The organism is Photorhabdus sp. P32 (assembly GCF_038085095.1).
Taxonomy (GTDB): domain Bacteria; phylum Pseudomonadota; class Gammaproteobacteria; order Enterobacterales; family Enterobacteriaceae; genus Photorhabdus; species Photorhabdus luminescens.
This window is the reverse complement of the sequence record NZ_JAZGJN010000228.1, coordinates 1-19,421: the sequence shown is the minus strand read 5'-3', so window position 1 is coordinate 19,421 and position 19,421 is coordinate 1. Positions and strand designations below refer to the sequence as shown.

Here is a 19,421-nt window from a genome sequence, read left to right as displayed (position 1 = left end):
ATTAAGTTGAGACACCTATATAACCTTATACTCAACAATATATTCCAGCCAATATCGTCATTATTACAATGAATTTAAGAAATCTTCTCCTTGCAAGCCAAGGGATTACAATAAATAAACATAGCATCGCCGTAACTAAAGAAACGATATTTTTCTGCAACCGCCTCTTTATAAGCATTCATCGTATTTTTATAACCCGCAAAAGCAGAAACCAACATAATAAGTGTCGATTCTGGTAAATGGAAATTAGTAATCAACGCGTCTACAACCTGATATTCAAAACCCGGATAGATAAAAATTTGCGTGTCATTAAAAAACGGCGCAATTAACCCATCCTGACAAGCTTTTGCTGCACTTTCCAGCGATCGCACTGAGGTTGTTCCAACAGCAACAACTTTGTTACCCCGCGCCTTGCATGCCAACACTGCATCAACCACATCCTGTGGCACTTCTGCGTATTCGGCATGCATGATATGGTCTTCAATAGTCTCCACCCGCACGGGTTGGAAAGTACCGGCGCCAACATGCAATGTCACAAAAACCATTTCCACGCCTTTTTTACGCAATGCTTCCAGCAATGGCTCATCAAAATGAAGACCCGCGGTTGGCGCAGCTACCGCACCGGGTCGTTCACTGTATACAGTTTGATACAGCTCACGGTCTGCCTCTTCATCAGGACGATCAATATAAGGCGGCAAAGGCATATGACCTATGTCATCCAAAATGGACAGCACATCGCGCTTATCATCAAAACATATTTCGAACAGACTATCATGACGGGCCAACATGGTTGCTTTAAGACTTTCATTGTCGCCCAACAACAACTCAGTTCCCTCTTTTGGCGCCTTGGAAGCACGCACATGTGCAAGTACCCGTTTATCATCCAACACCCGTTCAACCAGCACTTCCAGCTTACCGCCTGTAGCTTTTCGACCGAAAATACGCGCAGGTATAACTCGAGTATTATTGAAAACCAGTAAATCTCCGGCATTCAGCTTATCGAGAACATCCGTAAAAATACCATGCGTTAATGCCCCTGTTTCACCATCAAGCGAGAGCAAACGGCAGCCACTGCGTTGTGGTTGAGGGTAATGAGCAATCATTTCGTCAGGAAGTTCAAAAGTAAAATCGGAGACACGCATTATATTTAATCATTCAGAAAAACAGGCGGACTAGTCTAGTGCCGCAGCCCTGAGGGTGCAACAAATAAGCACATCACTTCACGGATTTATATTATAATCACCAAATGAATTTTCTCGCTCACCTTCATTTAGCTACTCTGGCTGACAGTTCCCTACTGGGAAATCTGATGGCAGATTTTGTACGCGGTAATCCAGAGGGGCAATACAGCGCTGATGTGGTTGCAGGTATTCGCATGCATCGGCGTGTTGACGTATTAACAGATACCCATCCATTGGTTATTCAAGCCCGTCACTTGTTCAGTAATCCATATCGACGGGTTGCGCCGATCACGTTAGATATTATCTGGGATCACTTCCTCTCTTTGTATTGGGATAAATTAGTTCCCACTTACTCATTGCCGGCATTTATTCTCCATGCTCGCAACCAGATTGAACCCCATCTTTATTACACTCCCGAAAAATTTCAGGAGCTGAATGAATTTTTATGGCCGCAAAACTGGTTGATCCGCTATGCAGATCTTGCATTTATCGCAGATGTATTAACAGGCATGGCTCGAAGACATCCCAGATTATCAGCTTTATCTGGATCATTTCAGGATATAGAACAACATTATGCTGATTTTGAAGCACTATTCTGGCAATTTTATCCCTATATGATGGAAAAAGCAGAAAATAAGGATTTTTACTGTCCATCTCAATAAGCATTATTGTTGCATATTATGCTTGCGAAATACGTCGTGGATGCAGATAGCAAAGAATCATTCAAACAATACGGTATTTCCACATGTTTAATGGTTTCTTCATTCTTGATATCCGGCGGTGCCACCAAAATCTCTCTTTCCCAACAGGCCAGCCGTTTGGCTGGCAATGGATGAATAATGGGAAACCATTTTTTAAGTAAATATTTTAATCGTTGCTTCATTCAGAAAGATCTTCATCAGGGGGACCTAAGCGATCCAATTCTGCCAAAATCAACGGAATTTGGGCTTCTAAATCGGCGGGCCTTTTATCTTTACTCCACCAGATAAGCGGCTCACGGCGTTTATAATCCACTTTGCTGACTGCTTCTTTGCCTTTTAATAAGAATTTCACCATAAAGGCGACTGCCAATCCTTTATCATTTCCGCTGCTTAAGAAAGCAAAAGAATAACTGCTGACGTTAGGGATAAAACCCCGTCCGGTAAGGTTATTATTTTCATCTAGTCCGTAGACTTTGAGGAAAAAAATATTAGTTTTTTCCCCCATGCCGACTTGTGGATAACGAGCTGCATAAGCTTTACCTTTGTACCAGGTGTAAAAGATTTGTCGTTCGCGATCGATAATTAATGGTGCTTGACGGCGTAAAAAAAATATGGCCCATAAGAAAGGTGGAATAATCAGTAGATAGAGCAATAGGAAACTTATATCAATTTTGAGAAGCCGGGAACTACTTGGGTAAAAGGTATAGCGGTAGTACAGATATTTTTTCAGGGAGATCTTTTTATCGTTACCAATATAACGTGCATTTTCCATATAATCAGGTAAATCATTGCGTAGATAAAATTTATCACCATATTCCTCTTTGACTAAATTAACCCAACGGTGAATGCCTATTTCATTTTTTTTTCTCGATTCTATAAAATCATTAACATTTAACACTAGGCTGCTAATAATCCCTAATGTAACTGGGATCAAGGCAATACTTCGGGCGCGGCGTTGAGTATTATGAACATGACATTCCTTATTATCAAGGTAGTCTAGTATTTCCACATGTTTAATGGTTTCTGCATTCTTAATATCCGGTGGTACCGCCAGAATTTCTTTTTCCCAACGGGCCAGCCGTTTGGCTGGCAATGGATGAATAGTGGGAAACCATTTTTTAAGTAAATGTTTTAATCGTTGTTTCATAGTATACGTTCTCCGTCAAAACTGCCCTTAATGGTATTTTCTGCTGTAGGTTCTTTTCCCCAGAGATAGCGTAAAGGGGCGATAACATTTTCTAATTGTTCATAGTACCAGTACAATTCGCTACTGCGGGGATAAACTCCCATTGTTTCTGGGACTACTATCTCTAATGTTGCAGTATCGCCATTTAGGGTGAGCTTGGCCTGTTTCTGAGCTTCCTTGAATTTGGTATTGCGAAAAGCATCAGGGGTATATTTTCGGCGGTTAATCTCAACATAATCAACTTTTTCTCCCCAGTAAGAGGTTTTAGGCGAAGTCACAAAGATCCCGCGAATATTTGAAAGACCCATCTGAAAAGCAGGCAAAGTGAAACGATAGGTAGTGATACCAAATCCCTGATGTATTTTCAGTTGTGGCTGAATAAAGAGATTTATAAATTCCTGATTTTCTATAGAAAAGCAGTTTTGTGTGACATTATCCATCTTTCTTGCTGTCTTGAGTTGCCCCAAAATACTTGGACGCTCATCCTCTGGCCAAAAACCATACTTATCTCCTGCTCCCCAGAAACAGTTATTCAGCACTTTCTCTAAATCTGACCAGGCACTACTGGCTTGTACAATGCTACCACCGAGAAGCAAACTGGCCCCGACGATTATCGCAGTAAGTACACCCGCCGTCAGGAAGGTGCCTGCCGCAGCTCCGATCAGGACTGCTGTTGTTAAGATGGTAGAACCTGTCCCTATAGCGACTTGGCTATAACCTTCCACACTATTACCTACTTTAAAGGCGTTACTCGCATCATAAAAGGAGATAATTGCCCCTAAATAGCCCGCCACACTGCCAGCAACACGGGAGAACTGATTGACCATTACGATATTGACGGCAGGCACTTTTATCCCGCTCATCAGTGTCTTTACTATGGGGGAGTTTACTTTGCTGGCTAATGTCGAACCGATGGAAGTCAAATCGGCACTCATACCAATCACTGCGGTGCTAAAGCGCAGCAGATTCATATAGGTAGGTCCGGGTTGTAAAGGGTTGTTGCGGGCATATTCTGTCTGCATGAGCACATCGGACAGGGTGAACGCATTCAGAAACAGGCTGACGCCGGTCAGTGAAGAATCAAACAGTAAACCAAGGGAAGGTTTACTGGCCCCGTCTAAGGTAAAAAGTTGAACCGGAGAGTCCACACTGGTTTTAACCTCAGGCAGGGTTATCACCGGTTTATTGCCCAGTGATTCCAGACGTTTACTCCAGTTAATCATCCGTTCCCCGATAGCCTGTTGACGCACTGCGGGGTCAGGGAGGTGACGATTCGTTTTCGATTCCAGCCGTTTCAGCACTTCCTGATAGCTCTGCTCGCTAAGTGCCACTCTGCCATCCGGCTCAATCACCACTCCCAGCGTGGATAACAGGGCCGGAACCAGTTGTTGGGTTATCTGGTCAATCGCTTTCTGGGGAAGTTGCCGGACATAACTTGAACCCTGATAAATCGCCTGATGGGTATAGGCGCAGACGGTTGCCAGAAATGTTCCCATCCCCAGCAGAATATTATCGACACCGCGAATAAACGGGCCTTTCAGTAGCGGTGATTTGACTTTGTCGTTATTCAGTACGGTGACAATCCCGGTGGTAATGGTGCGCCAGAAGTTGCCATCCCCGTTGCTGTCCGACTCTTTAGCCGCCAGCTTCGCCAGCACCTGCTGGCCGGGCAGAGAGGATTGCAGGTTGCCGAGCAGACCAGAGAGTATTTCACTGAAAAACTGGAACTCCAGCGCATCCTCTTCTTCCAGCGTCTCTTTTTCATCTTGCAGTGAAAAGAAATAGTGAAAATAATTTTTCAGCCCGCCGACCTGATAACTGAGGTCCGGGTTGTCCGCAAAGGCTTCAAACAGTTTCATAAACATCGCCTGACGCGCTTCAAAATCTTCGGTGACTTTTTTCAGTTTCGGCCAGTCGTTATTCCAGCGGTCCTGATGGATACTGTCATCTATTTTCTTTTTCAGCTCCGGGTTTTTGGTGGCTTTGAGCTTTTCGACATAGAAACCGATGGTCAGTGGGTAAATATTGGAGGCGTTATAGCTCTGTTGCCACAAATTCAGGATAGAGTAGGCTTCCACAATATCCCGCTGACGGCCTACCGGGTCATGCAGGATCACAATCCGCGCCTGTTCATCCAGGTGCAGATAACTGTTGATTCGCTTGATAATCAGGTCGGCGTCCATCTCGTAGCTGTTCTGAGTGGTCAGCGTATCAATCCCGACGTCAGACAAATCCAATTCATTAATGTCTTTTTCAATGGTGGCCTTGATGTTGGCAAACTGCTCCTGCCGGATTTTGTAATCGACAATCAGTTTTCGAAAATACTTTTCTGAGGCGTTAACCGCAAAGGGGGACTGTTCCTGTTCGAGGTTGATGAACTGCATGGTTTTCTGCCGCAGTTCAAGACTGTTGTCAATCTTAGCCAGTACGGAGGAGTGCCACGGGTGTTCACTGTAAGCGATACTGATATTGATGACATCTTTGGCGACAAACAGGAATGGATGCCCCTCGCCCCGAATGCCGGGTTCAGGGATGAGTCCTTCACTGGCGTCTTTGCGGTTGAGAAACATGTACTTTTTAAATTTCTCTACCCGCTGCTTTTTGCCGTTAATCTCTCTCTCTGATACACAGTATTTAAAGATGTGCAGATAACCGCGGGCTTTACTGCCCCGGGTGGTCAACGGGTCTTCTTCCTTGATATATATCCAGCCGGGACGCAGCAGGCGGGCGGCATAGCCTTTGGTTTGCTGGAGTGACGAGGAGAACATCAGGGTGTGGATATCCGGGGGCGCTTCTGGTTTTTCCAGTTCTTTGCCGAAAAAGTTCACATAAGCATAACGAACCGGGTAAATCGGTTTAATGTTGCAGTCACAGGGCTGCATATAATTATCTACCTCAAGATTTTGCGGGAACAGTTCGTGAACTTTTTCTATTAATTTGTCAAAGCGTTCCTGAATGTTGGTGGTCATAATATTTCCTTGGTTGTTAATTTTAGGATGTCATGGATACACCGCTGCTACTGTTAATTATTCAAAAAAGTTCATACAACCAAAGGGGGAGAATATTTTCACTGGTTACAATCCTGAATAAATTCATTGTTCAGGCGGTGAACTTACGCAAATGATTTAACGGCATTTCAAAAAGCGGTTTGGAGGGATAGGATGCAGAAGTATGGACCAGATATTGCATGAAACAGGAGAAATCAGCAGGGAAAAATATGGGTTTTCTCGCGCCAACTCATTCACATTATGTTTTATTCGTAAAAGTTTTCCCCTACTGGCGTCTTTAAGATTTCTCATTTCCACCCCCTGTTTTTTGCGTTATAAAGTTAATATAAATTTATATTTATTCTCAATAAATATCAAAATTGATAGTTTAAGTAAATGTAAATTTTTGCTCAAAACAGTCAATAATATAAATTTTATAAATGTTTAAGTAACATAATTAGTTAATTTATTTCAGTAAGCTCTTACCCCAATAACCGCCATTGCCAGCTTATGCTGGAGAATAAAAGGTGGACACGGATAGGGCACATGCAGGTAAATAATAGGTGAGAATGACTCCCTTCGCCCACGCTGACGTGCTACACCAGAGTTCATTCGAAAAATAACGATTTTTTACCTAAACATTGCTTAGATTTGCTCTATCTATAAAAAGCAAAAAGTCTAATGAAATAGTCTCTTAGTTTGAATTCGACCAAGCCCTTGCAAAAATCCCTTATCTTATTAAGGTAAAGAAAATAAAAATAAAGTATTAATAGGTAAAATCTATTGCAAAGATTAGTATTTTACCCTTTATTGGTGTACGCTAATTCTTTATTCTATATCCAATTTTTACATAAACCCCGTAAAACTACAGGAGTAACTCATGGTTCTGGTAACTCGTCAAGCCCCTGACTTTACAGCAGCAGCGGTCCTCGGCAACGGCGAAATAGTTGGGAATTTCAACCTGAAAAAACACCTAAATGGTAAACCTGCTGTTATCTTTTTCTGGCCAATGGACTTTACCTTCGTATGCCCTTCTGAGCTGATCGCATTTGATCACCGCTACGAAGAGTTCAAAAAACGCGGTGTTGAAGTTATAGGTGTTTCTTTTGACTCTGAATTCGTCCATAACGCATGGCGTAAAACTCCTATCGATCAAGGTGGTATTGGCGAAGTTAAATATGCAATGGTTGCCGATACTAAACGTGAAATTCAAAAAGCATACGGCATTGAGCATCCAGATGCGGGTGTCGCTCTGCGCGGTTCTTTCCTGATCGACAAAAATGGCGTAGTTCGCCATCAAGTCGTTAACGATCTGCCTCTGGGCCGTAACATTGACGAAATGCTGCGTATGGTTGACGCATTGCAATTCCACGAAGAGCACGGTGATGTCTGCCCTGCACAGTGGGAAAAAGGTAAAGAAGGCATGAACGCCTCTCCAGACGGCGTAGCTAAATACCTGTCGCAAAACGCGACTAAACTATAACCTTAGATATTACTTACCATATTCAGACCAGCCGGTTATTCCGGCTGGTTTTTTATCACTGAAATTCCTCGTTTTGCCACCTTGCGCACAAAAACTTCCTCTTACCGATAACTATCACCACTTACAATTAAATTTACAATTGTTTAACATTAAAATCAGTGCAAATAAAACAAGTCATTAACTGACAAAATAACCTCGCCAAAAGACAGGAGCTCACAACATGTTGAAAACATGGAAAACACCACTGGCAATCATATCCTTGCTCGTCTCGTCCCACCTTTATGCCGCTTCGCAACCGGCTGTTGAAGCTAAAAATGGCATGGTCGTTTCGGCACAACATCTTGCTTCACAAGTTGGCGTCGATATTCTCAAAATGGGTGGAAACGCGGTTGATGCAGCCGTTGCCGTTGGCTATGCCCAAGCCGTTGTTAATCCATGTTGTGGAAACATCGGCGGTGGTGGTTTTATGACAATTCATTTGGCTGATGGCACCAATACTTTTATTAACTTCCGCGAAACCGCGCCAAGCGCAGCAAGTGCCGATATGTATCTGGATAAAAAAGGCAATGTCATTAAAGAAGCCAGTTTATATGGTTACCGCGCGGCTGGTGTGCCGGGAACCGTGATGGGGTTAGACAGCGCCCTAAAAAAATATGGTAAATTAAGCCGTGAACAAGTCATGGCGCCTGCGATTAAGCTGGCTCGAGAAGGCTTTATACTGACCCGTGCAGACACTGATATTCTGGACACTTCAATCAAACGCTTCCGCAGAGATCCAGAAGCAGCCCGCATTTTCCTACGCAAAGATGGCTCTCCTTATCAACCGGGTGACAGGCTGATACAAACCGATCTGGCGAATACGCTGGAGTTAATTGCCAAAAAAGGACAAGAATCTTTCTATCACGGAAATATTCCTAAACTGGTCGCCGAAGCGGCTAAAAAATCCGGCGGCATTATTACCGAAGCTGATTTCGCCAACTATAAAATCTCAGAAACAACCCCCGTCACCTGTAACTATCGCGGTTACAAATTTATCTCATCACCGCCACCGAGTTCAGGCGGAGTAACCATGTGTGAAATTCTGAATATTTTGGAAGGCTACAACCTCAAAGAAATGGGATTCAACTCGGCTGATTATATTCATACCCTGACAGAAGCCATGCGTCATGCTTACATGGATAGAAATACTTACCTCGGTGATCCAGAATTTGTTAAAAATCCCATCGATCACTTACTAAGTAAGAGTTATGCTGAATCTTTACGTAAAAAAATAGAGCCAGGTAAAGCTACATTATCAGAGAATGTTCAGCCGGGTATTGGCCCCCATGAAAAACCAGAAACCACGCACTATTCCATTGTTGACAAAGAAGGTAATGCAGTTTCGACCACCTATACTATCAATGGACTTTTTGGCGCTGTCGTCATCGCCCCCGGGACAGGTTTCTTCCTCAATGATGAGATGGATGATTTCACCACTAAAATTGGTGAGAAGAATCTTTATGGTCTCATTCAAGGCGCGACTAACTCTATTGCCCCTGGTAAGCGCCCGCTATCCTCAATGAGCCCGACACTTGTCACAAAAGACAACAAGATATTCCTTGTTCTGGGCTCACCCGGCGGTTCCCGTATTATCTCTATTACCCTGCAAACTGCCTTAAACATCATTGAACACGGAATGCCTCCTCAAGAAGCGGTTAATAGCCCCCGCATTCATCATCAATGGTTACCCGATGAAGTTTATTATGAGCAACGTGGTATTTCTAAAGACTCGCTGAATTTGCTAGAAAAAATGGGATACAAGATGGTGGAACAGATACCGTGGGGCGCCGCTGAAGTAATTATGGTTGGCTTACCTAAAGCCGCTGACGCTTCAGCTAATTCTTCCGGCAATGATGCAGCCGTATCGGGTAAAGTTCGTGAAAACCATTTTTATGGCGCCAATGATGTCCGACGCCCGGCCGGCGCGGCTATTGGTTACTAATGGTCCAATAATAAAAAATAGCTAATCTGTATATACCCTATGGATTTCAAGATGCATCGCGACGGCAAGGGAGCGAATCCCCGGGAGCATAGATAACTATGTGATAGATAACTCTATGTGATAGATAACTCTATGTGACTGGGGTGAGCGAGTGCAGCCAACAAAGAGGCAGTTTGAAAGATAACGGGTTATAGGCAATATCGGGATGGGATATCCTTTTCTCAGGACCCCCATCCCACGCTTTCCCTGAACATCTGACGATGGCAAACAGTCAGAGAAACAAATATCATCATCGATGCATTTGAGTCTCGCGGGTACCAGAACGCCCTAAAACACGGTCATAAATACCAGCCACAACTAAAACCAACAGGGATGGCGCTAACCAAGCTAGCCCCTGATCCGCCAGTGGTAAACGTGTTGCCCAGCTTGGTAACAAATAAGCCAGTGCTTCAGATGACTTAATCGCATCCAAAATACCAAATATCAGACTAATTAACATTACCGGAGCCAAAATACGGGTGAAATTGTGCCACCAGTACAGCGTAAAACTCAATACAATCAGAACGATACAAGGCGGATAAATAGCTGTCAGTACCGGTATAGAAATTTTAATCAAATGACTCAAACCAAGGTTAGAAGTCAACATGGAGAATCCCCCAAGGATCAAAACCAGTGAACGATAAGACAAGGGCAAATAGCGGCTGAAAAACTCAGCACATGCACAGGTTAATCCAACCGCAGTCACCATACAGGCGACAAAAATCAGCACAGCCAGGAAAATACTGCCAACACCACCAAAAGTATGATGAACATAGGCATGCAAAATAACAGCGCCATTTTCTGCATGAGGCACTAACTCTCCACTACCAGCTCCCAGCTTAAACAGGGAAAGATAAACCAGTATCAGACCAAAGCCGGCGATAAAACCTGCCCACATTGCATAACGAGTTAGTAATGAAGATGAGGCGACGCCTCTTGAACGCGCTGCGTTAACAATAACAATCCCAAACACCATCGCTCCCAGCGTATCCATCGTCAAATAACCATTGACGAAACCACTGGAGAATGGGATTTGCTGATAAACATCAATCGCTGGAATTGAATTACCGGCTGGCCAAAGTAAAGCAGCAACACCAAGTATACCTAACGCCAACATCTTGATGGGCGCCAACACATGCCCGACAGTATCAAGCAAGCGGCCTGGGTAAAGGGAAACAGCAATTACCAGCACAAAATAAATAAGACTGTAGATAAACAGGGGTAACTCACCGGTACTGGTCAGCGGGGCAATGCCGACTTCAAAAGAGACCGTTGCAGTCCGAGGGATAGCGAATAAAGGACCAACAGCCAAATAACAAACTGTCGCCAGCAACAAACCAGCAACTCTACCAATAGGTGAACTCAGCTCTTCAATACCACCGCCAACTTTTGCCAATGCGATGATTGTAATGACGGGTAAACCAACCGCAGTCGTTAGAAAGCCTAGTGCTGCTAACCAAACATATTCACCTGATTGTAACCCCACCATAGGCGGAAAAATAATATTTCCCGCCCCCACAAACAGAGCAAAAGTCATAAACCCTAATGCCCAAATATCCTTAGATGATAAACGATGTGTCATAATGATTATTAATGTTTTGTTACCATATTTAATGGCCTGAATAATATAAATATCGTCAATAGTTAAGCCCCTATTGACAATATTGAACCCTAATTTAACGATTTATTATCAAAATAATATTCACCAGGTATCTGTTGAAGACAGATTATAGTGGTCATGATAGATAGAATCGCCAACAACTGCCCACAAGTAAAACTTTTATAGTGCCCGAAGGCAATAGATAAACCAGAATGCAGAAGTATATGCCGTACTCTTTTTCAAAACTAGTGATTGCTGTTAGCTATCATTGAATAAGCACTATATGATTTGCGTTTTTTTTAACCTGAAAAAATAATAATCAATTACAAAGATTAATTATTACTGTTAATCAAACTATTCCTATCTCTTTTGCTAGTCATTTTGACAGGCACAAGCAATCCTGTCGGTAAAGTAAAACTAAAGACCGTCCCTTTCCCTATTTCACTGGAAATCTCAAGATGAGAATGGTGATGATGTAAGGCATGTTTAACAATCGCAAGACCGAGACCACTTCCTCCCGTTTGTCTGGAACGCGCTTTATCTACCCGGTAAAAACGTTCGGTCAAACGAGGTAGATGTTCAGCGCTGATACCTTGCCCATTATCTTTCACGGTAAATTCAGCACCGTGGGAATTCTTTTTCCAACTGACATCAATTTGAGTCCCTTTAGGGGTATGGTTAACTGCGTTATAAACCAAATTCGACATTGCGCTGCGAAGCTGCTCTTCATTGCCGAACACTTTAAGTCCTTCACCAATATCAAAATTAATCTTATAACATTCATTACCCAATGCTGTGGCTTCCTGACGCAATACTTTAAGCATCAAAGGCACATCAACCACTTCATTCATATCAATCTGGGGAGCGACTTCAATTTTAGACAGTTGCAACAATTGCTTCACCAAACTGTCCAGCCTTCGGGTTTGCTCCTGCATCGTATTCAGCGCTTTCTTATTTAGCGGATTATCCTCTGCCTGATCCTGCATCATTTCCAAATAACCCTGCAAGACAGTTAAAGGGGTACGCATTTCATGACTGACATTGGCAAAAAAATCACGACGGGCATTTTCCAGCGTTCGTTTCTGAGTCACATCTCTGGCAACCATTAAGAACTGGCCCTCAGAATAAGGCATCACCCGAAACTCAACAGTGAAACCATTATTTAATTCAATGGATAAAGGACGTGAAAAATCTCTGGAAAGAATATATCGGCTAAAATCAGGGTAGCGAAGTAAATTGAAAATGTGCTGCCCATTGTCTTCAGGCCAACGAAAACCGAGTAAATGTTGCGCTAAACGGTTGCACCAAAAAATATTACCTTCCGTCGTCATCATTACAATGGCATCAGGCAATGATTCCGCCCCGCTACGAAACCGTTTGATCAACAGCGCCAACTCACGACGCCGCTTTCGATTCCGTTGCTGCATCTGGTGAATACCATAGAAAATAGGCTCCCACCCTCCTCTCCCCGACGGCGGCAACATACTGCGATCCAACCATAACCAATTCGAAAGTTTCAGCAAGTTATAACCATGCCATATCAACACCAACAATACCGAAACAAATAAACACCAGGATAAATGACCAATAAATATCGACAAAATTAACGCAGGCAAGCAAAAGAGAAACAGTTCTGAAACCAGTTTCTTCCAAGATAAACGTTCTAACACATTAGATTCTCCGGTGCGTGGATTTAGTAACGGGTAGAAAAACGATAACCCGTACCACGAACGGTCTGCACCATTTTATCATGGCCGCCGATCTCTAATACTTTACGTAAACGGCGAATATGGACATCAACAGTTCTATCTTCAACATAAACATTTGCTCCCCAAACATAATTAAGCAACTGTTCACGGCTATAGACCCGTTCAGGGTGAGTCATAAAGAAGTGCAATAATTTAAATTCCGTCGGCCCCATATCCAGCGCTTTATCTTGGCTAGTCACCCGATGTGACGTTGAATCCAAAACCAACCCATCCATTTCGATAATATCTTCCATGACCATCGGCGAAATACGCCGCAATACCGCTTTAACTCTGGCAACCAGCTCTTTAGGAGAGAAAGGCTTGGTAATATAGTCATCTGCCCCAACTTCAAGGCCACGCACCCGATCTTCCTCTTCACCGCGGGCAGTTAGCATCATCACCGGAATATCACGGATATTACTATTCCGTTTCATCTGTTTAATTATCTGCAAACCAGAACCGCCGGGGAGCATCCAATCCAATAACACTAAATCAGGATATGGCTCAGATAAACATGCCAACGCAGAATCATAATCCTCTGCTTCTACCGGCTGATACCCATTTTTTTCCAGAACAAAACAGACCATCTCACGAATCGGAGCTTCATCTTCAACTACCAGAATGCGTCTTGCCATGATTAATCCCGTTAATATATTGAGATAAACGCTACTCAGTTTGAAAAAGCATTATGCGTCAGTTTTATGACAAATTTATGAAATCCTGCCTTGGTTATCCTCCATCTGCAATCTATTTCGCAATAATTAACTCAACAATTGTCATATTTCATAATGAATGCGAAGCCGTTCGAAGATATATTCACGAAATCAGATTTAAAAGCGACATCGAGAATACAGCGATTATAATCATGCTTCACTTTAACCAATGACGGCGAAACTATGCGTATTATTCACACTTCGGACTGGCATCTTGGCCAATATTTTTTTACAAAAAGCCGGGCTGCCGAACATCAACATTTTCTGCGCTGGCTGATTAAACAGGTTGAACATTATCAGGTCGATGCGCTAATTGTTGCCGGAGATGTATTTGATACCGGCTCACCGCCTAGTTACGCCCGTGAGCTATATAATCGCTTTGTCGTTGAGCTACAACCGACCGGTTGTCAGTTAATTATCCTTGGCGGCAACCATGATTCAGTAGCAACATTAAATGAATCAAAAGAACTCCTTTCCTGCCTGAATACTGCCGTTATTGCTCACGCAGAAAAAGATCCACAAAAACAGATAAAAGTACTCACTACCAAACAAGGCAATGCCGGTGCAATTCTTTGTGCAATTCCTTTTCTGCGGCCAAGGGATATTACGATCAGCCAGGCTGATCAGTCAGGAGAACAGAAACAACTCGTATTACAAGAAGCCATTGCAGAACACTATCATCGACTCTATCAGCAAGCGTGTAAATTACGTGATGACTTGAATTTGCCCTTACCTATTATTGCTACCGGGCATCTGACTACCGTTGGCGCCACAGTTACAGATTCAGTGCGGGATATTTATATTGGTACATTGGATGCCTTCCCGGCGCAAGCTTTCCCGCCGGTTGACTATATTGCGCTTGGGCATATTCACCGGCCACAAATAGTGGCTAAAGCTGAACATATTCGCTACAGCGGCTCCCCTATTCCTCTTAGCTTCGATGAAATCGGGCAAGAAAAAAGCGTCTGTTTAGTGGAATTTACCCAAGACAAACTGGCATCCATTAAGCTTTTACCCATTCCGCAATATCAGCCCATGCAACTTATCAAGGGCAACCTGCAACAGATTGAGCAACAGTTGCAAACTTTTCATGACTATCAAGGAGAGCAGCCCGTCTGGTTGGATATTGAAGTTGCCACCCAAGATTACCTCCATGACATCCAGAAAAGGGTTCAATCAATGGTTGCAGAACTTCCTGTGGAAGTCATTCTGCTACGACGTAGTAAAACGCAGCAGCAAAACAGGCTCGCACAAGAAAACAGAGAAACGCTGACAGAACTTAGCGTAAATGAGGTTTTTGCCCGACGGCTTGCACAATCGTCACTCGAAGATGAAGAGCATAAAAAACGTCTGACCACTCTTTTCGAACAAACACTGAACAATATCTATCAGGATAAAAACAAGGAGGAGCAGATATGAAGATTTTGAGTCTACGGCTAAAAAACATTAATTCATTACAAGGTGAATGGAAAATTGACTTCACAGCCGAGCCGTTTGCCAGCAGTGGTTTGTTCGCCATAACCGGACCTACCGGTGCGGGTAAAACGACCTTATTGGATGCTATTTGCCTTGCGCTTTATCACGAAACCCCACGCTTGACGATTTCTACCTCACAAAATGAGCTGATGACCCGACACACCGCAGAATCACTAGCCGAAGTTGAGTTTGAAGTGAAAGGTGTCGCTTACCGTGCTTTCTGGAGTCAACGGCGAGCGCGTAATCAACCGAACGGCAATCTGCAAGCCCCTAAAGTGGAACTCTCCCTTAGCAGCAGCGGCAAAATTCTGGCCGATAAAATCCAGGATAAGAAAGAGAAAATCATTGAAATTACCGGATTAGATTATGGCCGTTTCACTAAATCCATATTGCTATCCCAAGGAGATTTCGCTGCTTTCCTTAATGCTCAGCCAAACGAACGGGCTGATTTATTAGAAGAGTTAACCGGCACTGAAATTTACGGCATTTTATCCCAACAAATTTACCAACAACATAAACAAGCACAGTCAGAGCTGGATATTCTGCAAGCCAAAGCATCCGCCATTGATTTGCTAACGGAAGAGCAGCATCAACAATATCTGGAACAACAGCAACAACTCACCCATGCGGAATCACAACTCAATCAGCAGATAAAAACATTGCAACATTCGGCACAATGGCTGACACGTGAGGAAGAACTTGAGCAACTTGTTACTGAAAACAACACTGCCTTACAGCAGGCAGAAAAAGCGCTGACTCATGCAGAACCGCAACTGCAAAAACTGGCTAGCAGTGAACCCGCAGAAACACTGCGCCCATTGCTGGATGATAAAAACCGAACGCAATATGAACATCAGAGAATCAGCAAACAGTTGGCAGAGATGCATCAGCAACTTCACCAACAACAACAGACGCTCACTCCGATACAGCAAAACGTGACTCATGCAGACTCTGCCAGAGCAAAGCATCAACAACACCGGCAACAACAAGAAAAGCTGATAACAGAACAGGTGATTCCATTAGATCATCAAATTGCAGTGCAGACTAAAGAGCTTAATCTTACTCAGCAACAAATCAGCGAACAGAAAACCACACTTGAAAACCGTTGTCAGCAATATGACACAGCAAACCAGCGCGCCCTATCATTCACCAATCAAAGAAAACAACTGGAAAACTATTTCGAACAACAACCTTATCATCAATATTTCGGTGAAAAACTGGCTTTTTGGCAACACCAATTCTCTTGGCGGCAAGAACAACAGCAACAAATTGATCACCAAATGCAAAAAGTTGGCGAACTCACCACCGAAATCACGCAACTTAACAATAATCTGAACAAACAAGGAGAAGACTTAAAACAACAGATTGAAAATAACCAACCGCTGGAGCTGGCATTTGAGCAGGCTAAACAACAATTTTTTACTCTGCAAAAGCAATATTCGCCGGAGAAATTAAAAAAACAATTAACTCAATATCAGGAACAGCTACCACTGCAACATAAACTGGAAATCCTGTCGCCGCAAATATTGCAATTACAAGCCGCTATTGCCAGTCATCATATTCGCTTACAACAACCGGAAAAATTATTAAAGGCACTTCCTGTTCAAATTGAATCCATTGATAAACAACTCTCAGACAAACAGCAACATTTAGCCGATCTTACTCAACGTATTCAGTTAGAACAAAAGATTGTCAGCCTGGAAAAAGAACGGGCACAACTCAAGGAAGGCTCTCCTTGCCCACTGTGCGGCTCTGAACATCATCCTGCAATTCAGGCTTATCAAAATATTGGACTGCCAAAATCAGAACAACGGTTAAAAGATTTACGTCTGCGATTCGATGAATTACAAGCCACCAAAATATCATTGGTTAATAAAAAAGAGTTCCAACAGCAACAACACGACCATATTTTGCAAGAAATTGCTGATGCTGAGCCACGATTGAATATATTAACTCAACAATGGCAGGAAACTTGCGCGACATTACAGATTGAAATTTCTCTTTCGGATAAACCCGCCCTTGAACTATTTGTGCAACAAAACCAATCTGCTCATCAGCTTTGCCAGACTCAATTAACCGAACTTGAACTAACAGAAAAAACGTACCAGAAAACAGAAAAAACACTGACTGCTCATCAAGAATACATTAAAGAAATTGAGCGAAATATTGAACTGAGTAAGCATCAATACAATACACAGAAAAAACACTTATCTGAACTGCAACCAGAGATACAACAGCAGCAACGTAAGCTGACGGATGTCATCGAAAAAATGACGTCTGAATTACAGCAATATGATTTATCACTGCCAATGTTGAATGAGAGTGAAAATTGGCTGCAACAACGTAGAAAAGAGTGGCAGGTATATCAAAACTGCCATGAAAATTGGCAACAGATCCAAAAAGAAGAGGCGGTTATCCAAAATCAGATTGAATCATTGCATAAACAGAAAGAAGAATATGTATCCCGCTTAAATGGGTTTAATCAAACAGCACAACAACAGGCACAGCAACTCACAGAGACACAACAACAGCGCCAACAACTATTTGGTGAACAATCCGTTACGGAAATCACTCAAGCATTACAACAACAATCTCAAAAGCTGGAGGAAATATACAAACAGGCACTGTCACATCTGCAACAGGCGCAATCCAGCATCAACCAATTAACCGGCGCCATTCATGAGACAGAAAAAAACTGTCACCAATCTGAACAACAAAAACAGCAGGCGGAGCAAAACTTCAATGTTGCGTTAGCAAAAAGCCCATTTATCGATCAGCATGCCGTTGAAGCGGCATTGTTATCGCAAGAACAACGTAATGAATTGCGACAACTGAAAGAACAGCTTGAACAGCAGCAGATACAAGCCAACGCCCTATGCCAGAAAGCAACAGAAGCCCTGCAACAACACCGTAAAAATTGCCCTGAATTACTTGATCAATATACAAAATCACAACTGATCGAACAGTTGGAAAGCCTCATTGATGAGCTAAAAAGAAACACCTTACAACAGGGAGAACTGAAAAACCTGCTTGATAATGATGCGATACGCCGTCAACAGCAAAAATCCTTATTGGAAGAAATCAGCCATTGCCAACAAAATTATGATGACTGGAGTTATCTTAATAACCTGATCGGTTCGGCTGATGGCTCTAAATTCCGTCGCTTTGCTCAAGGATTAACACTAGACCATTTGGTTCATCTCGCCAATCAACGGCTGAATAAATTGCACGGACGCTACGATTTGCAACGTAAAAACAGTGATGGTCTTGAACTGCAAGTGGTTGATACCTGGCAAGCCGATGCTATTCGTGATACCAAAACGCTTTCTGGTGGTGAAAGTTTTCTGGTTAGCCTTGCTCTGGCTTTAGCGCTATCTGATTTAGTCAGCAATAAAACCAGTATTGATTCATTATTCCTAGATGAAGGCTTTGGCACACTTGATCAAGAAACCCTTGATATTGCTCTTGACGCGCTGGATCATTTAAACGCTTCCGGTAAAACCATTGGTGTTATCAGCCACATTGAAGCCATGAAAGAACGGATACCCGTACAGATTAAGGTTAAAAAAATTAATGGGCTTGGGATAAGTAAACTCTCACCTGAGTTTCGTTATGATAAGCAATAGCGGAAGACAATAGCAGAAAACAATAAACAGTATTCCCAAAGTGAACTGAATACCGCCATTTTTTCCTTAGAAAGAGCACTCCCGCCAAAATAAGGCGGGAAGATAATTTCGGATGAGACCTTATCGATAATAAGATATTGGCTGATGCCAATGGGCAAAAATTTTCTACAACGGACAGTACCCTCCAGTCCCGTTACTCCAGAAAATATCTGGGTAAAGGCCGAGGACTCTCTCTGTACACTCTGATAATCAATTACGTTGCCGTGAATGCGAAAAATATCGGGCTGAATGAGTATGAAGGCCACTCTTTCTATGACATGGTTTACAGCAACAAAAGTGCTGGAAGAGCATGTGAAATAATATTTTTGGAACGATGAATAGTCCTGACTTATGATTTTCGAGGACTTTTGCACTGGATACAAAGATAGTATTCAATCGTAATAATAAAAATATATTTATATGGTCTTTGTTCTGAACGGTTTATATGAAAATAAATTTTAATTAAAATTAAATCCATATATATGTTAGTTAACTATATTTTATAAATTTTGATGTTTTTCATATGTTAAATTAAATTAAATAATTTACTTGCTGATAAAATATAGTTATCACCCGATAACTAAAAGAAATTGGAAAAAATATATTTTACTAAATATCATATAAGAATGACTTAATAGTTATTAAATAGAATTATTAAAAT

13 protein-coding genes are annotated in these 19,421 nt (G+C 42.5%); 6 read left to right on the top strand and 7 right to left on the bottom strand.

The window, feature by feature from the left end:
• Positions 1 to 74: 74 nt before the first annotated feature.
• On the bottom strand, positions 75 to 1,142 hold the full coding sequence (gene queA, locus V2H77_RS06170; RefSeq protein ID WP_341498119.1) for a tRNA preQ1(34) S-adenosylmethionine ribosyltransferase-isomerase QueA: 1,068 nt from the start codon (positions 1,140 to 1,142) through the stop codon (positions 75 to 77).
• Between the two features lie 104 nt (positions 1,143 to 1,246).
• Here queA and V2H77_RS06165 point away from each other — a divergent pair, with 104 nt between their 5' ends.
• Positions 1,247 to 1,843 carry an acyl carrier protein phosphodiesterase gene (locus V2H77_RS06165; protein ID WP_341498118.1) on the top strand — a complete coding sequence of 199 codons (597 nt, stop codon included), beginning with the start codon at positions 1,247 to 1,249 and terminating at the stop codon, positions 1,841 to 1,843.
• On the opposite strand, the gene V2H77_RS06160 is transcribed toward V2H77_RS06165, so the two are convergent.
• The 3 genes from V2H77_RS06160 to V2H77_RS06150 are packed head-to-tail and all read right to left on the bottom strand — an operon-like array spanning position 1,837 to position 6,037.
• Positions 1,837 to 2,064, bottom strand: a complete 228-nt coding sequence (locus V2H77_RS06160) for a hypothetical protein (protein WP_341498117.1) — start codon at positions 2,062 to 2,064, stop codon at positions 1,837 to 1,839. The genes V2H77_RS06165 and V2H77_RS06160 overlap by 7 nt on opposite strands.
• A complete protein-coding gene (locus V2H77_RS06155) occupies positions 2,061 to 3,029 on the bottom strand; it encodes a hypothetical protein (protein WP_341498116.1) in 969 nt (322 codons plus the stop codon). Before V2H77_RS06155 ends, V2H77_RS06160 begins: the two co-directional genes overlap by 4 nt.
• On the bottom strand, positions 3,026 to 6,037 hold the full coding sequence (locus V2H77_RS06150) for a toxin VasX (RefSeq protein ID WP_341498115.1): 3,012 nt from the start codon (positions 6,035 to 6,037) through the stop codon (positions 3,026 to 3,028). The genes V2H77_RS06155 and V2H77_RS06150 overlap by 4 nt, the downstream gene beginning before the upstream one ends.
• Before the next feature lie 898 nt (positions 6,038 to 6,935).
• Between V2H77_RS06150 and V2H77_RS06145 the strand changes: the two genes are divergently transcribed.
• Entirely contained in the window at positions 6,936 to 7,538 is a 603-nt protein-coding gene (locus V2H77_RS06145; RefSeq protein ID WP_341498114.1) for a peroxiredoxin C, read from the top strand.
• 220 nt (positions 7,539 to 7,758) lie between these two features.
• Entirely contained in the window at positions 7,759 to 9,519 is a 1,761-nt protein-coding gene (ggt, locus tag V2H77_RS06140; RefSeq protein ID WP_341498113.1) for a gamma-glutamyltransferase, read from the top strand.
• A gap of 289 nt (positions 9,520 to 9,808) precedes the next feature.
• Here the strand turns inward: ggt and brnQ are convergent, their stop codons facing one another.
• The 3 genes from brnQ to phoB all read right to left on the bottom strand — a co-directional run bounded on the left by brnQ (position 9,809) and on the right by phoB (position 13,541).
• Positions 9,809 to 11,140: a branched-chain amino acid transport system II carrier protein gene (brnQ, locus tag V2H77_RS06135; RefSeq protein ID WP_341498112.1), complete on the bottom strand. Its 1,332-nt coding sequence runs from the start codon at positions 11,138 to 11,140 to the stop codon at positions 9,809 to 9,811.
• A gap of 350 nt (positions 11,141 to 11,490) precedes the next feature.
• Positions 11,491 to 12,828, bottom strand: coding sequence for a phosphate regulon sensor histidine kinase PhoR (phoR, locus tag V2H77_RS06130; RefSeq protein ID WP_341498111.1), 1,338 nt, complete (start codon positions 12,826 to 12,828; stop codon positions 11,491 to 11,493).
• A 23-nt stretch (positions 12,829 to 12,851) separates the two neighbouring features.
• Positions 12,852 to 13,541 (bottom strand): phosphate regulon transcriptional regulator PhoB, encoded by a 690-nt coding sequence (gene phoB, locus V2H77_RS06125; protein ID WP_341498110.1) that lies wholly within the window; start codon positions 13,539 to 13,541, stop codon positions 12,852 to 12,854.
• A 261-nt stretch (positions 13,542 to 13,802) separates the two neighbouring features.
• Here phoB and sbcD point away from each other — a divergent pair, with 261 nt between their 5' ends.
• The 3 genes from sbcD to V2H77_RS23595 all read left to right on the top strand — a co-directional run bounded on the left by sbcD (position 13,803) and on the right by V2H77_RS23595 (position 19,098).
• Entirely contained in the window at positions 13,803 to 15,038 is a 1,236-nt protein-coding gene (gene sbcD, locus V2H77_RS06120; RefSeq protein WP_341498108.1) for an exonuclease subunit SbcD, read from the top strand.
• Positions 15,035 to 18,721: an AAA family ATPase gene (locus V2H77_RS06115; RefSeq protein WP_341498107.1), complete on the top strand. Its 3,687-nt coding sequence runs from the start codon at positions 15,035 to 15,037 to the stop codon at positions 18,719 to 18,721. Before sbcD ends, V2H77_RS06115 begins: the two co-directional genes overlap by 4 nt.
• 137 nt (positions 18,722 to 18,858) lie before the next feature.
• Complete coding sequence (locus V2H77_RS23595) at positions 18,859 to 19,098, top strand: Tn3 family transposase (protein WP_445935463.1); 240 nt, start codon at positions 18,859 to 18,861, stop codon at positions 19,096 to 19,098.
• Positions 19,099 to 19,421 lie beyond the last annotated feature (323 nt).